Annotated in this window: 13 protein-coding genes; 7 read left to right on the top strand and 6 right to left on the bottom strand. The window is 74.6% G+C overall.

Features of this window, described 5'->3' with window-relative positions; genetic code table 11:
- Nucleotides 1–19 precede the first annotated feature (19 nt).
- Nucleotides 20–694 carry a response regulator gene (locus ACIBQZ_RS38390; protein ID WP_396093844.1) on the bottom strand — a complete coding sequence of 225 codons (675 nt, stop codon included), beginning with the start codon at nucleotides 692–694 and terminating at the stop codon, nucleotides 20–22.
- Nucleotides 691–1905 (bottom strand): sensor histidine kinase, encoded by a 1215-nt coding sequence (locus ACIBQZ_RS38395; protein WP_396093845.1) that lies wholly within the window; start codon nucleotides 1903–1905, stop codon nucleotides 691–693. The genes ACIBQZ_RS38390 and ACIBQZ_RS38395 overlap by 4 nt, the downstream gene beginning before the upstream one ends.
- A 165-nt stretch (nucleotides 1906–2070) precedes the next feature.
- On the opposite strand from ACIBQZ_RS38395, the gene ACIBQZ_RS38400 reads away from it, so the two are divergent.
- Together ACIBQZ_RS38400 and ACIBQZ_RS38405 are read left to right on the top strand one after the other, a co-directional pair.
- Entirely contained in the window at nucleotides 2071–2484 is a 414-nt protein-coding gene (locus ACIBQZ_RS38400) for a DUF6220 domain-containing protein (protein ID WP_396093846.1), read from the top strand.
- Nucleotides 2481–4415, top strand: a complete 1935-nt coding sequence (locus ACIBQZ_RS38405; protein ID WP_396093847.1) for a multicopper oxidase family protein — start codon at nucleotides 2481–2483, stop codon at nucleotides 4413–4415. Before ACIBQZ_RS38400 ends, ACIBQZ_RS38405 begins: the two co-directional genes overlap by 4 nt.
- 102 nt (nucleotides 4416–4517) lie before the next feature.
- On the opposite strand, the gene ACIBQZ_RS38410 is transcribed toward ACIBQZ_RS38405, so the two are convergent.
- Together ACIBQZ_RS38410 and ACIBQZ_RS38415 are read right to left on the bottom strand one after the other, a co-directional pair.
- Nucleotides 4518–4895 carry a VOC family protein gene (locus ACIBQZ_RS38410; RefSeq protein ID WP_396093848.1) on the bottom strand — a complete coding sequence of 126 codons (378 nt, stop codon included), beginning with the start codon at nucleotides 4893–4895 and terminating at the stop codon, nucleotides 4518–4520.
- On the bottom strand, nucleotides 4892–5668 hold the full coding sequence (locus ACIBQZ_RS38415) for an ArsR family transcriptional regulator (RefSeq protein ID WP_396093849.1): 777 nt from the start codon (nucleotides 5666–5668) through the stop codon (nucleotides 4892–4894). Before ACIBQZ_RS38415 ends, ACIBQZ_RS38410 begins: the two co-directional genes overlap by 4 nt.
- 51 nt (nucleotides 5669–5719) lie before the next feature.
- Here ACIBQZ_RS38415 and ACIBQZ_RS38420 point away from each other — a divergent pair, with 51 nt between their 5' ends.
- Both ACIBQZ_RS38420 and ACIBQZ_RS38425 read left to right on the top strand, forming a co-directional pair.
- Entirely contained in the window at nucleotides 5720–7033 is a 1314-nt protein-coding gene (locus tag ACIBQZ_RS38420) for an APC family permease (RefSeq protein WP_396093850.1), read from the top strand.
- 122 nt (nucleotides 7034–7155) lie between these two features.
- Nucleotides 7156–7440 (top strand): hypothetical protein, encoded by a 285-nt coding sequence (locus ACIBQZ_RS38425; protein WP_396093851.1) that lies wholly within the window; start codon nucleotides 7156–7158, stop codon nucleotides 7438–7440.
- A 6-nt stretch (nucleotides 7441–7446) separates the two neighbouring features.
- Here the strand turns inward: ACIBQZ_RS38425 and ACIBQZ_RS38430 are convergent, their stop codons facing one another.
- Nucleotides 7447–8370: a hypothetical protein gene (locus tag ACIBQZ_RS38430; protein ID WP_396093852.1), complete on the bottom strand. Its 924-nt coding sequence runs from the start codon at nucleotides 8368–8370 to the stop codon at nucleotides 7447–7449.
- 273 nt (nucleotides 8371–8643) lie between these two features.
- Nucleotides 8644–8760, bottom strand: a complete 117-nt coding sequence (locus ACIBQZ_RS38435) for a hypothetical protein (RefSeq protein ID WP_396093853.1) — start codon at nucleotides 8758–8760, stop codon at nucleotides 8644–8646.
- Between the two features lie 1186 nt (nucleotides 8761–9946).
- Between ACIBQZ_RS38435 and ACIBQZ_RS38440 the strand changes: the two genes are divergently transcribed.
- From ACIBQZ_RS38440 to ACIBQZ_RS38450, 3 genes are all read left to right on the top strand, one after another.
- The gene (locus ACIBQZ_RS38440) at nucleotides 9947–10756 is read left to right on the top strand and encodes a GAF domain-containing protein (protein WP_396093854.1); all 810 of its coding nucleotides are present in this window, start codon (nucleotides 9947–9949) and stop codon (nucleotides 10754–10756) included.
- Between the two features lie 415 nt (nucleotides 10757–11171).
- The gene (locus tag ACIBQZ_RS38445; RefSeq protein WP_396093855.1) at nucleotides 11172–11900 is read left to right on the top strand and encodes a hypothetical protein; all 729 of its coding nucleotides are present in this window, start codon (nucleotides 11172–11174) and stop codon (nucleotides 11898–11900) included.
- Nucleotides 11901–12085: 185 nt separating this feature from the next.
- On the top strand, nucleotides 12086–13336 hold the full coding sequence (locus ACIBQZ_RS38450) for a prolyl oligopeptidase family serine peptidase (RefSeq protein ID WP_396093888.1): 1251 nt from the start codon (nucleotides 12086–12088) through the stop codon (nucleotides 13334–13336).
- Nucleotides 13337–13365: the final 29 nt, after the last annotated feature.

Below are 13365 nucleotides of genomic sequence, written 5' to 3' on the forward strand. Positions count from 1 at the left end.
GACTTACCGATGCCGTCCGTCAAGGGGTGGCCAGCCCGGTCCGGAACGCGATGACCACCAGCTGCGCCCGGTCGCGCGCGCCCAGCTTGCCCATCGCGTGGCTGACGTGGGTGCGGGCGGTCGCCGGGCTGAGGAACAGCGCGGCGCCGATCTCGTCGTTGCTCAGCCCCTGCCCGACGAGCGCGAGCACCTCGCGCTCGCGCTGGGTGAGCACTGCCAGCCGTTCCTCGCCGGCCCGGGTGACCGTGCGGGCCGCGGTGAACCGGGCGATGAGCCGGCGGGTGATCCGGGGCGCCAGCAGCGCCTCGCCGGCGGCGACGACCCGGATGGCGTGCAGCAGCTCGGCCGGTCCGGCGTCCTTGAGCAGGAAACCCGACGCGCCGGCCTCGAGCGCCTCGAACACGTACGCGTCGGTCTCGTAGGTGGTCAGGATCAGCACCCGGACCTGCTGCAACCCGGCGGTCCGGGCGATCTCGCCGGTGGCCTGGATGCCGTCCACCTTCGGCATCCGGATGTCCATCAGGACGACGTCGGGCCGGGCGAGCCGGGCCTGCGCCACCGCCTCCGCCCCGGTGGTCGCCTCACCCACCACCTCGATGTCGTCCTCGACGTCGAGCAGCAGCTTGAAGCCCGACCGGACCAGCCCCTCGTCGTCGGCCACCACCACCCGGATGGGCCGGCCGCCGGCGGTCACCGACCCACCGCGCCGGCGGGCGCCAGCGGCAGCCGGGCCCGGACCTCGAAGCCGCCGCCGGGCAGTGCCCCGGCGGCCAGGTCGCCGCCGAGCAGCAGGCAGCGTTCCCGCATCCCGAGGATGCCGCGGCCGGGCTCGCCCGCCTCCGCCGGGGCGCCGGCCGCCCCGGGCCGGCCGGCCTCGTTGGTGATCCGGACCTGGAGGTCGTCGGCGCCGTACTCCAGCACCACCCGGACCCGGGTCGGGCCCGCGTGCCGGAGCACGTTGGTGATCGACTCCTGCAGGATCCGGTAGGTGGCGCCGCTGACCACGCTGGGCGGCGGGTCCGGCGGCGGGGTCACGTGCAGGTCGATGTCGAGGCCGGCCTCGCGGGCCCGGGCGGTGAGCTCGTTGATCTCGTGCCGGTCGGTGGCGGGCGCCCGGTCGTCGCCGGGGTCGCGCAGCACCCCGAGGATGGTCCGCATCTCCTGCAACGCGCGCGAGCTGGTGCGCTCGATGGTCCGCAGCGTCTCGCGGGCCTGGTCCGGCCGCTTGTCGAGCACGTGCGCGGTGACCCCGGCCTGGACGTTGATGATGGCGATGGCGTGCGCGACGGTGTCGTGCACCTCGCGGGCGATCCGGAGCCGCTCGGCGTCCACCCGGGAGCGGGCCTCCTCCTCCCGGGTCCGCTCGGCGGCTTCCGCCCGGGCCAGCGCCTCGGCCGCGATGACCCGCCGGGACCGGACCGACTCGCCCAGGGCGGCGCTCATGACGCTGCCGCCGATCCGGAAGAACACCCAGCCGAGCGCGGCGCGCGGCTCGACGTCGATCCCGGCGATCAGCCAGCAGACGGTCAGCACCGTGATCCCGGCGCCGGCCACCTGCAGCGACCGCCGCCCGTCGCCGAGCGCGGTGAGCGTGTAGGTCGCGACGAACAGCGCGAGCCAGCCCGGACCGTCCGGGAAGTCCAGGGTGTAGTAGGTCGCGCTGACCAGCGCGCAGATGACGAACACCGCGACCGGATGGCGGCGGCGGACGGCCAGGACGGCGCCGCTGACGATCAACAGGGCCAGGCCCAGCTGACCGAGGTCGTCCAGCGGCCGCAGCACGCTCTCCGCCTCGGCCGCTGATCGGCGCTGGGTGCCCTGGACCTGCATGACGGTGACGAAGAGCGCGATGATCAGATCCTGCGCCCGGGTGGGCAGCCGGAGCAACGTCGGTCTGATGCGCATGGCGTCAGCGTAGTCACCCGGCCGGCCGCCGCGGCTACGACGAGAAGCGCGGTCGGGGCCGGTCCCCGTACGCCCGACGGCGTAGCCGGGAACCGTCCGTCGGGTGAGGACCGAGCGGCCGGGCCGGTGCGACGATCCCCTCCGATCCGATTTCAGGGGGCCCTCATGCGTAAAGCGTTCACCGGACTGGCGGCGGCGCTGATGCTCGCCATCGTGGTGCAGTTCTTCCTGGCCGCCAGCGGGGCGTTCGACACCGCGTCCACCGAGGAGGCGTTCCGGCCGCACCGGATGCTGGGGCTGGGCACCGTTCTGCTCGCCGTGCTGCTGACCGTGGCCGGGGCGGTGGCCCGGCTGCCCGGGCGGCTGATCGGCCGGGCCGGCCTGGTCGCCGGGCTCGGCGTGCTGCAGCCCGTGATCGTGGTCGTCGCCAAGGCGTTCGGCGACGCCGGGCAGAGCACGACCGCCGGGCAGCTGGTGTTCGGCCTGCACGCGGTCAACGGCCTGATGATGATGGCCGTGGTCCGGACCGTGCTGCAGGAGTCGCGGGCGGCCACCGGCTCGCCCCGATCGGTGTCATGACAACGGCCGGCCTGATCCTGCTGGACCACGGGGTCGCGCTGCTGGGTGTCGCCTGCTGGTTCGCCACCGGTGTCACGGCGGCCCTGCGGCGCCACCGGCTCGCGGGCGGCCTGCTGGTGGCCGCGGTGCTGGCCACGGTGGCCCGGGTGGGCACCGTGGCGGCGCTGGCCGGCCAGGGCTGGTGGTTCGTGCAGGAGAAGGTGCTGCTGGGGCTGCCGCTGCTCGGCGCCGCCGGGTTGGCGGCTGTGCTCATCGCCGGGCCGCCACTACGCGCGGCGCGGCAGACGCCGGGCGCCGTCGTCGCACTGCTCACCGCCGGGTACGCCGCGCTGGCCGGCCCGGTGGTGACCTTCACGGCCGGATACCCGCTGCGGTGGAGCACCGCACTGATCGCGGTGTCGCTGGTCGGCGCCGGCGCGTTGCTGACCGCCCGGGTCCTGACCGTCCCGGCCGCGGCACCGGTCGGCGCCGGGTCGCCGGGTCTCTCCCGGCGCGGTGTCCTCCGGCTGGCCGGCGGGGTGGTCACGGCGGGCGCCGGGCTCACCGGCGTCGGCCTGCTGTTCCGGGACCCGCGCCCGGTGGAGACCGGCGGCGGCCCCGGACCGGCCGCTGCCGGGTCCCGGGCGACGGTCTCGGTGGCGGACCTGCGCGGCCCGCGCGCGCCGGCGCCGGGCGGCGCCGTCCGGCGGCACACCCTGACCGCGCGGGCGGCGACCGTCACCCTCGCGTCCGGTACGGCCGTCAAGGCATGGACGTACGACGGCAAGCTCCCCGGCCCGGCGATCACCGCGCGGCAGGGTGACCTGATCGAGGTGACCCTGCGCAACGCCGACGTCGAGGACGGCGTCACCCTGCACTGGCACGGCTACGACGTGCCGTGCGGCGAGGACGGCGCACCCGGCGCCACCCAGCACGCGGTGGCGCCGGGCGGCGAGTTCGTCTACCGGTTCCGCGCCGACCAGCTGGGCACGTACTGGTACCACACCCACCGGGCCTCGCACCCCGGCGTGCGCCGGGGCCTGTACGGCACGCTGGTCGTGACTCCCCGTGCGGCCGCGGGTGAGCCGGGGCTGGACCTGACGGTGCCCGTGCACACCTTCGACAACGCCGTGGTGATCGGCGACCGGGAGGGCCGGACCGTCCACATCGCACGCCCCGGCGCGGCCGTCCGGCTGCGGCTGATCAACACCGACTCCGCGCCGCACCGGTTCACGCTCGCCGGGGCCACGTACCGGCTGGTGGCCGTGGACGGCCGCGACCTGAACCGCCCGGGTGAGATCCGGCAGACCGGGCTGCGCCTGCCGGCGGGCGGACGGTACGACGTGGTCCTGACCATGCCGGACACGCCGGTGACGCTGAACCTCGACGCCGGGGACGGCACCGGGCTGCTGCTGCGCCCGGCCGGTCACACCGGCCCCGATCCGGCGCGGCCGGACACCTCCCGCTGGCCGGAGCTGGACCTGCTGCACTACGGCGAGCCCGCCCCGTGGCCGTTCGACGTCCGCGCCGCCGACCGGCACTTCACGCTCGTGCTGGACCGCGCGCTGGCGATGGTCGACGGTGGTCCGGCCTACGCGCAGACCGTCGTCGGCCGCGGCCACCCGTCGGTGCCGGACCAGCTGGTAGCCGAGGGGGACCTGGTCCGCTGCACCGTGGTCAACCGCAGCCTGGAGACCCATCCCTGGCACCTGCACGGCCATCCGGTGCTGCTCGTCTCGCGGGACGGCCGGCGCGGCTCCGGCAGCCCGGTGTGGGTGGACACGTTCGACGTACGGCCGGGCGAGGTGTGGGAGGTGGCGTTCCGGGCCGGCAACCCGGGAATCTGGATGAACCACTGCCACAACCTGCCGCACCAGGAGCAGGGCATGATGCTGCGCCTCGTCTACGACGGCGTCCGCACACCGTTCGCGGACCCGGACCACACCCATTGACAGTCGTCACTCCACGAAGGGGACGCTCAGGCCCGGAAGTCCCCGAACGGACGGCGCGCCGACGGGACCGGCCTGGCTCGCCGGCGGGCGGGCCCGGTGCGGTCAGGCGGGCTCGAAGAGCTCGACCAGGTTGCCGGCCGGGTCGGCGAGCAGGATCTGCCGGCCGCCGGGCCCCGAGACCAGCTCGCTGCTGAACGCCAGCCCGGCGCCCCGCAGCCGGTCGATCTCGGCCTCCAGGTCCTTCACGATCAGGTGGATGCGGTTACGGCCGGGACCGGCGACCGCCGCCGGGGTGGCCCTGGCGCCCGAGCTGACGGGCCCGGACAGCAGCAGCCGCAGCCGGCCGCGGAGCACGTCGGCGAAGGCCGGGGCGAAGCTGGTGTTGACCTCGAAGCCGAGGTGCCCGGTGTAGAAGTCGACGGCCGCCTGCACGTCGTCGACGATGTAGCGGACGCTGACGTAGTCATCGGTGATGGTCATGGCTGGATCTCCTTCACGGGGTGGGTGGCGGCCAGGACCGGCACCAGGTGCCGGACGCGGTTGTCGATCTCGGCCGCGGTGTTCCGGAAGGCCCGGTGGCCGGCGCCGGCGGCCGCGGCCGGGTCGGCGATGCTCCAGTGCGCCAGCCGGGGCCGGCCGGGCAGGTCGGTGAGGGCCTCGCGGGCCTTGTCGCACAGGCTGATGACGTGGTCGAACCGGCGGTCGAGCACCGCCGCGAGGGGCCGCGGCGACTGCCCGGCGAGATCGATGCCGAAGCCCTCGCGCAGCGCCCGGACGGCCTCGGGATGCAGGGCGGCCTTGGGGCTGATGCCGGCGCTGGCCACCGCGACGCGGCCGCCGGTGCGATGGCGGAGCAGCGCCTCGGCGATCGGTGACCGGGCGCTGTTGCCGGTGCACACGAACAGCACGCCGACCGGGACGGTCACCTCGGGCGGCGGTGGCGGCGGTGGCGGTGGCGGCCGCAGCATCGGGTGCAGCGCGGCGCCGGTGTCGGCCAGCGCCTCGGCGCAGCGGTCCAGGTCCAGGTGGTAATAGCTGTCGCGGCCGTCGAAACTGCTGCGCCCGGCGGTGACCAGGCCGCCGGACCGCAACAACCGCAGATGGTACGAGACCAGGCTCTGCGGCTCGCCCAGCAGCGCCACCAGCTCCCGGACCCGCAGGTCACCGCGGGCGAGCTCGGTCAGCATGCGCCAGCGCAACGGGTGGCCGGCGAGACGGACGAAGTCCGGTGCCGGTTGACTCGGTGACACCACGACGACGATGATACATCAAATTGGCTTGATGCAATCTGCCAGGAGGTGGCCGTGCCGGCTCAGACACCGCCCGACACCCGGCTCGCCCGCCGGCTGGGCACCCGGGACGCGGTCGTGATCGGGCTGGGCTCGATGATCGGCGCCGGGGTGTTCTCGGCGATCGGCCCGGCGGCCCGGGTCGCCGGCACCGGCCTGCTGGCCGGACTGGTGATCGCGGCCGTGATCGCGTACTGCAACGCGGTGGCCTCGGCGCAGCTGGCGGCGGCCTACCCGACCTCGGGCGGCACCTACATCTACGGCCGGGAGCGGCTCGGGCACTGGTGGGGGTTCACCGCCGGCTGGGGGTTCCTGGTCGGCAAGACCGCCTCCTGCGCCGCGATGGCGCTGACCTTCGCGGCGTACGCGGTGCCCGGCCCGTGGTGGGCGCAGCGCCTCGGCGCGGTGGCCGCGGTGTGCGGGCTGGCGGCCCTCAACTACCGCGGGGTGACCAGAACGGCCACGCTCACCCGCGTCCTGGTCGCCGCCAGCCTCACGGTCCTCGCGGTCGTGGTGGTGGGCATCGCGGTGGGCGGGCACGCCGATCTCGCCAACCTGGGCGGCCGGCAGGCGCTCGGCACCGGTGGCGGATACGGCATCCTCCAGGCCGCGGGCCTGCTGTTCTTCGCCTTCGCCGGATACGCCCGGATCGCCACCCTCGGCGAGGAGGTCCGCGAGCCCCGCCGGACCATCCCCCGGGCCATCCCGCTCGCGCTGGGCATCGCCGTCTCGGTGTACCTGGTGGTGGCGGTCGCCGCGCTGCTGGCCGCGGGCCCCGCCGCCCTGGCCGCCGCCACCTCCCCGCTGACCACCGCCGTGCAGGCCGCCGGCGTCCCGCACCTCGCGCCGGTCGTCCGGGCCGGTGCCGCGCTGGCCGCGCTCGGCGCGCTGCTCGCGCTGATCGCGGGCGTCGGGCGCACCGGCCTGGCCATGGCCCGGCACCGCGACCTGCCGTCCTGGCTGGCCGCCGTGCACCCGCGCTACCGGGTCCCGCACCACGCCGAGGTGGCGCTCGCCGTCGTGACCGTCGTGCTGGTCGCCACCCTCGACCTGCGGACGGCGATCGGCTTCTCCTCGTTCGGTGTGCTCGTCTACTACGCCCTGGCGAACGCCGCCGCGCTGACCCAGCCGGCGGCGGACCGCCGGTGGCCGCGCGGGCTCAACGTCCTGGGCATCGCCGGCTGCCTCGTCCTGGTCGCCACCCTGCCCTGGCAGTCGGTGACGGCCGGGCTGCTGGTCTTCGCCGTCGGCCTCGCCGGCCGGGCGCTCGTGCTGGCCCGGCGCCGGCGGGGAGCCCCGGACGCGCCCGCGGTGTCTCCCCGGTCTTGAAGGCCAACCGGCCCGGTGCCGCCGCCGTGGGCGCGCCGGCGTCAGCCGGTTGTCCCCGGCGGCTACCGTCACCCCGGTGTCGTAGGCCGTCCGGGCCCGGCGACCGACGGTGAGGCGGGACCATGGCGACCGAGTTCGCGCTGGAGCAGGAGATCATCCTGCTGGACGGCCGAGTGCTGGAGATCTTCCACAGCGGCACCGAGGAGAGCACCCGCTACCACGTGTCCTACCTGCGGATCAACGCGACGCCGCACCGGGACGGCGTCAAGGTCCGGCTCGGCCGCGCGTACGGCAAGGACGACATCACGGGCGGGCGCCGCTGGACGATGAGCGCGGAGAAGTTCGCCGAGTTCCAGGTGTTCATCGCCGACGCCATCACGGCCCGGGACAACGGGCCGGCCGCGTAGCCGGGGTCAGCCGGCGGCGGTCCGGGTGAAGACGTACACGGCCTGCTCGACCTCGGGCGGCAGCACCAGCCGGCTGAGCTCCTCGTCGAGCACCAGGTCGAAGTCCCGCTGCGCCCGGTAGGCCGCCCAGTTGCCGCTGCTGGCCTCGTGCCGGGAGCCGATCACCACGTAGCACTGCACGCTGGGCGTGGTGAACACGTGCTGCTCGAACGGGTTGCCCGCGGGCGGCCAGGAGCACACGACCACCTCCGGCCGGTGGACCCGCAGCGCGGTACGGGCGTCCTGCTCCAGCACCGTCTCGGGGAACGTGATCGTGTCGCTCCAGCTGTGGTCGTCCGTGGCGGTGATCCGGACGCCCGCGTCGGTGAGGAAGCGGGCGAGCGTACCGTCGCCCGCCGCGATCTCCAGGCAGGAGCGGTCGCCGATCAGCGCGGCCAGCCGGGTGATCAACGGCCGGGAGTAGAAGCACCAGATCCCCTTCGGCTGCACCAGGGGCATCAGCAGCCGCCGCTGCCGCAGCAGCGGCCAGAGCAGCCGGAAGGCGCGCAGCGACACCGGCTTGCGGTCCAGGCCGCGGCGGAACAGCAGCCGCTGGGCGACGTAGCCGTTGACCAGGTTGAACCGGACCCGGCCCGCGGTGACCCCGGTGGACGCGCTGAGGATCGCCTGTTTGAGCAGGTGCACCGCCATCTGCCGGCGGACCTCGGCGGTCAGCCGGGCGGCCTGTGGCCGGGCCCGGCCGGCCGGCTCCGCCGCGGGCCGGGACATCCGGGTCATGTACGACTTGATCTCCTCGGCGTCGTCCCGCTCGAGGATCTCGTGGAAGTCGCGGCGCACCTGGAGCCACTCCTGCGGGTACGCCTCGACGAGTTCCTCGGGCGGCGGGCTGCTCCGCAGCCAGGCCAGGGTGTCCGCGGTCTGACGCGCCATGAGCTGACGATATAGCAGGATCTGTCCCCACCCGGCCGACTCAAACGTGACGGGCGTCAGCGATTTCGCTGACAGGACTCACTGGGCCGGCACGCCACCCGCGCCGAGACTCGAGCCCAGGACGGCGCCGGGGAGGAGCGTCGGCGGCACCCTGCCGGAGCGACCTCGCCGGGCACAACCGCGACACCACCCGGCCGGACCACCAGATCGGCGACCTGCTGCTGCGGCTCTCGACCTGCCCTTCCTCACCCCCTGAGCAGTCGGGTGGACCCATCACTGGAACCAGCCGGCGTCCTCGGCCGGCCGGATCGCCTCCAGCCTGTTGCGGGTCCCGGTCTTGCGGAGAATCCCTGAGATGTAGTTGCGCACGGTGCCGGCATTCAGGTGCAACTCGGCAGCACCTCGACATCAACAACAACGACGGCCGGCGGCACGGCGCGCGCCATGGTCGGGGCTTCGCCGAGGTCGGGGGGGCGGCGACGATCTCGGGCCACCAGGAGGACGGGACGGTGCCTATCGCGGGAGATCCGCTGCCGCCGGCGTCACGGGTGTGCCCGGCGGTGGCGCAGGGGTCGGCGGGGTGGCGCAAGGGGGCCGGGCGGGGTGCCGGGGCGGGCCGGAGCTGCGGGCGGTCCTGGCCGGGCGGGGTGGTCGTTTGCACCGGCCGGGGCGCGGGGTCGGCGGCCGGAAGGAGGTCCGGCCGCGGGCGGGGGGACGGCCGCCTGCTCGGGCAGGACGGGGATCCGAGCCGACGCCGGGAGAAGTGCCCGCACCAGCGGCGGCAGGAGGAGGAGGAGGAGGAGGAGGACGGCCAGCACCGGCGGCTGCGCTGGCCTGCCGAAACACCGGCATCCCGACGCATGCCCCACCGCGCTGCCACATATTGACTGGCGCAAATTCCGCATTGCTCTTTCCCGAAGCTAACACCGCCACCACGAGCCCGCCTGTCGATGTTGGCGTATCCGGGTGTGCGCTCGACTTTCGCCATTTCTGGATCACGGCCTCCCGGCGATCCAGCACGTTGCCGGGTTCATCCGGTATGCAGGGATTGGCGTGGTGGAGGTTGAGGGGTTCATCTCAGGAGGAAAGGGGCGCGAGTGGTGGACCTTGTAGCGGTGCGGTGAGGCTGGAACGTTTTAGCTCACCAATGATCTGCGGGAAGGCTGCCGCTGAGGCTGCGACGGCACTGAATGGCGAAAGTCGACGGGTGTGCGGTTCTGTCGTTTCCGGGGCTCGCTGCAGCTCGTCGCGGTGCGGCTCGGCCCAGGCGCCCGGCGGGTCGGTGAGGAAGTCGCCGGGGCAGCGCCCCGCGGCCCCGGGCCAGCATCTCCCCGTCGCCGTGCCAGGAAGACGCCGGAGCAGCGCGCCCCGGCCCCGGGTCAGCGTCTCCCCGTCGCCATGCCCGGCGTTGATCGATGTGCGCGATAGGAGGACATCCGCCCGGTTTGGTTGTCATCCGGCAACGACGCTTCTATAACTGGGCGTGACGTGAGCCCGGACCCCGCTCCCGTGCCGACAAGATCACCGTGACCAGCATGGCTGCGGGCACGCGGCGGCGGTCCCGAGAGAGGTCGCTGTGTCCGCCACCCTTACCGCCGCGCTCCTGGACGACGTCCGCCTCGCGGCGGTACGCCGGTACGAGATCCTGGACGCCCCGGTCGCCGGCGAGTTCGACGCCTTCACCCGCGCCGCCGCCACCGTCTGCGGCACCCCCATCGCCACGGTGAGCATCGTGGACGCCGACCGGGTCTGGTTCGCGGCTTCCCGGGGTCTGCGCGGCGTGACCCAGGTCGGCGTGGAGCCCGGGCTGTGCGCTTCGGCGTTCCGCGCCGGCGGCCCGTACGTGGTGAACGACGCCGCCGCCGACCCGCGCACGAGGGACCACCCGTTGGTCCGCGGCGGGCCCCGCCTGCGCTTCTACGCCGCCGCGCCGATCGTCACGGCCGACGGCCAGCACCTGGGCACGGTCACCGCGATGGACACGGCGCCGCGGCAGCCGACCGAGCTGCAGATGACCGTGCTCGGCCACCTCGCCGGCATCGTCGCGCAGCACCTGGACCTGCGCCTGGCGATGCTGACCGCGGTCCGCGCCGAACGCCGGATGCGGGAGCAGGCGGTGCGCCGGGCCGCCTCGGCGGCCGCGATCGCGGGCCGGGTCCGCGACACCGCCGAGGCCCACCGCGCCGCCGCGCGTCCCGCGTGGTGCCAGCTCGGCGGCGCCGGCCGGCAGTGCCCCGAGCCGGCCGAGGTGAAGATCGCCGATCCCTGGGGTGACTCCGCCTGGGGCTGCGCGGCGCACGTGGAGGAGGCGATCGTCACCGTCCGGACGGTGTTCCTGGCGAGCGCGGAGCTCGGCGGTCTGGCCGCCTACGCGGACCGGCCCTGAGCGACCGCTCCCCCGGCCGGCGGAGGCCGGAACCCGGGACCGCTCCGGCCTTCCAGCGGCTGTTCGGCCGCCACCCGGTTCGTCGTATGGTGCAGAACTGGGAGCCCCGGACGGCGGCGCGAGCCACCGCGACGCCCGGCAACGCCGGGCCGACGACTGAGAGAAGCGTCTCGACCTGCGCTAACAGCCTGACGGACGCCGAGCCACGCCAGGACCCGGGCGCGCCAGGACCCGGCCGACCTGACCCGGCCGACCTGACCCGGCCGACCTGACCTGGCGGACCGATGCTGTGCACCTGACGCGATCCGGCACGACCGCCGGTGTCGGCGCCTCGCCGTCCGGGTAATAATTTCCACCAGCCCGCTCCGGACCCCGGCGGCCACCTCGTGAGGACCACCGTGGAGCGGGAGCCGAGATGCCGTCGACAGAGTTGCCCGCCCGGCACCGGGGGGTCGGCGCCGCGGCTCCCGCCCGCCGCGCCGACCCCCCGGACCGGCACCCCGGCAGCCAGGCCGGGCAGACCGCGCTGATCGGCACGCTCTCCGTGCTGGCCCTGGCCGCGTTCTTCCTGATCGGCGACTCCTGGTGGCAGCTCATCCTGGCCGCGTACGGCGCGATGCTGTCGGCGCAGCTCGCCGCGCTCGGCCGCGGCCTGCGGCACTTCCGGATCTTCCGGTCGCCCGGCACCGACTACCTGGTCGGCGTCACGCTGACCAACCTCGGCGTGGGCCTCAGCTACGACTGGTGGACCCGCCGGCCCGGCAGGCGGCCCGCCGCCCCGGGCGAGGCGGACGACGAACCCGACCTGCGGACGCTGGTCCGCGCCTTCGCCGCCTGGGCCGCCCCGGCCGGGGGTCTGCCGCAGCGCGTGTGCCACCGCCACCAGGGGTCGACGCTGGTCCCGCTGCTGATCCTGAAGGCCGTCACCATGCGCCTGGGCAGCACCCGGCACCTGCTCAGCGGCCGCGCCCGGCGCCGGCTCACCGAGCTGCCACTGATCGGCCTGCACCTGCTGGGCTACCCCGGCGCGATCTTTCTCGTGCTGCCGCCCGGCAAGGGGCTCGCCTTCATCGCGGTCCACCAGGGACTCTTCGGGCTCTACCTGGGCTACTCGTTCGCGCTCGGCCACCCCGGCATGCGCTGACCCGGCAGCGGGGACGCCTGCCGCCGGGCGGCACCGCTACGCCGCGGGGCTCGGTGCCCGGACCCGGCCGGCGGGCGCAGGGCCCGCGCGGCGCCGGTGAGCAGCGGCGTCCCTTCCGCCCCGCGCGGCTTCTGTGATAGACCGGCATCACTGGGAGGAACTGCGACAAGGGAGTCCGCGTGACCATGCCCATCAACCGTCGTACCGTCCTGGCCACCGGCGCCGGCGCCGCCGCGGGCCTGTCCTTCCCCGGCCTCGCCGCCCGGGCCGCCGGCCGCCCGACCACCGGGGTGACGTTCCGGCTCGACGCCGAGGTGCTCGACGGTGGTGAGCAGGTCACCTCGGTGACCCTGCGCACCTCCCGGCTCGGCCCGATCGACCCGGCCGGCCTGACGACCGGCACCTTCTCCGTGCACGCCAAGGCCACCAGCCCGATCCCGCTCGCCGCGGGCGACACCATCTTCAGCGAGTACGACCTGGACCGCCCGGTGACCGCCGCCCGGCTGGACCGCCACGGCGACATCGTGCTGGAGCTGAGCCACGGCGAGGGTCAGCTCGGCGGCGGCACGCTCGGCTACATCGTGAGCCGGGGCCGCAACGTCCGGCTCGACCTCGTCTACACCATCACCCAGAACCTGCCGCTCCCCCGGCGCGGGGGTGGCTCGATCACCATCACCGGCTTCACCCAGGGCAGGCTGTCGAACCCCGAGGTGGACGCCTTCAGCTACCACGTCTCCGGCTCGGGCATGAAGTACCGGCTGTACTCACCGCACGGACCCGGCCGGCACCCGCTCGTGGTCTGGCTGCACGGCGGCGGCGAGGGCGCCTCGCTGCCCGACGGTTACTACGACAACGAGACCACGCTGCGGGCCAACCGCGGCGCGCTGGGCTTCGCGACCCCGCAGGCCCAGCGGATCTTCCACGGCGCCTACGTGGTGGCGCCGCAGAGCACGTCGTACTGGCTGGAGGACGGCCCCCGCTTCGCCCCGCTCATCCGCGAGATCGTCCGCGACCTGGCCCGCCGACACCCGATCGACCGCGACCGGATCTCCGTGGCCGGCTGCAGCAACGGCGGCTACATGAGCATGAAGATGACCACCACCTACCCGGACCTGTTCGCCGCGTCCGTGCCGATCTGCGGTGTCGTCCAGTCCCTCCAGCCGGGCGGCCCCCGGGTGCTGATCGACGCCGAGCTGGCCGCGATCCGCACCCCGACCTGGCTGGTCACCTCGCGCGACGACACGACCGTGCCGCCGGAGCCGAACACCGTCCACGCGCACGACCTGATCCCGGGTTCCCTGCTGACGCTCTACGACCACGTGGTGTGGAACGGCTACCAGTTCCCCGGCCACTGGTCGTGGATCTACGTGGCCCGCAACGACCCGAGCATCCGCGGCACCCACATCTGGCAGTGGATGGCCCGGCAGCGGCGCTGACCGCCGCCGGCGCACCGTCGTGGCCGGCC

This window comes from Actinoplanes sp. NPDC049599, assembly GCF_044465625.1.
Classification (GTDB): domain Bacteria; phylum Actinomycetota; class Actinomycetes; order Mycobacteriales; family Micromonosporaceae; genus Actinoplanes.

Coding starts and splice junctions, on each gene's coding strand:
- ACIBQZ_RS38445 (WP_396093855.1), top strand. CDS start 11,172: ATGCCGTCGACAGAGTTGCCCGCCCGGCACCGGGGGGTCGGCGCCGCG.
- ACIBQZ_RS38425 (WP_396093851.1), top strand. CDS start 7,156: ATGGCGACCGAGTTCGCGCTGGAGCAGGAGATCATCCTGCTGGACGGC.
- ACIBQZ_RS38410 (WP_396093848.1), bottom strand. CDS start 4,895: ATGACCATCACCGATGACTACGTCAGCGTCCGCTACATCGTCGACGAC.
- ACIBQZ_RS38395 (WP_396093845.1), bottom strand. CDS start 1,905: ATGCGCATCAGACCGACGTTGCTCCGGCTGCCCACCCGGGCGCAGGAT.
- ACIBQZ_RS38430 (WP_396093852.1), bottom strand. CDS start 8,370: ATGGCGCGTCAGACCGCGGACACCCTGGCCTGGCTGCGGAGCAGCCCG.
- ACIBQZ_RS38450 (WP_396093888.1), top strand. CDS start 12,086: ATGCCCATCAACCGTCGTACCGTCCTGGCCACCGGCGCCGGCGCCGCC.
- ACIBQZ_RS38405 (WP_396093847.1), top strand. CDS start 2,481: ATGACAACGGCCGGCCTGATCCTGCTGGACCACGGGGTCGCGCTGCTG.
- ACIBQZ_RS38400 (WP_396093846.1), top strand. CDS start 2,071: ATGCGTAAAGCGTTCACCGGACTGGCGGCGGCGCTGATGCTCGCCATC.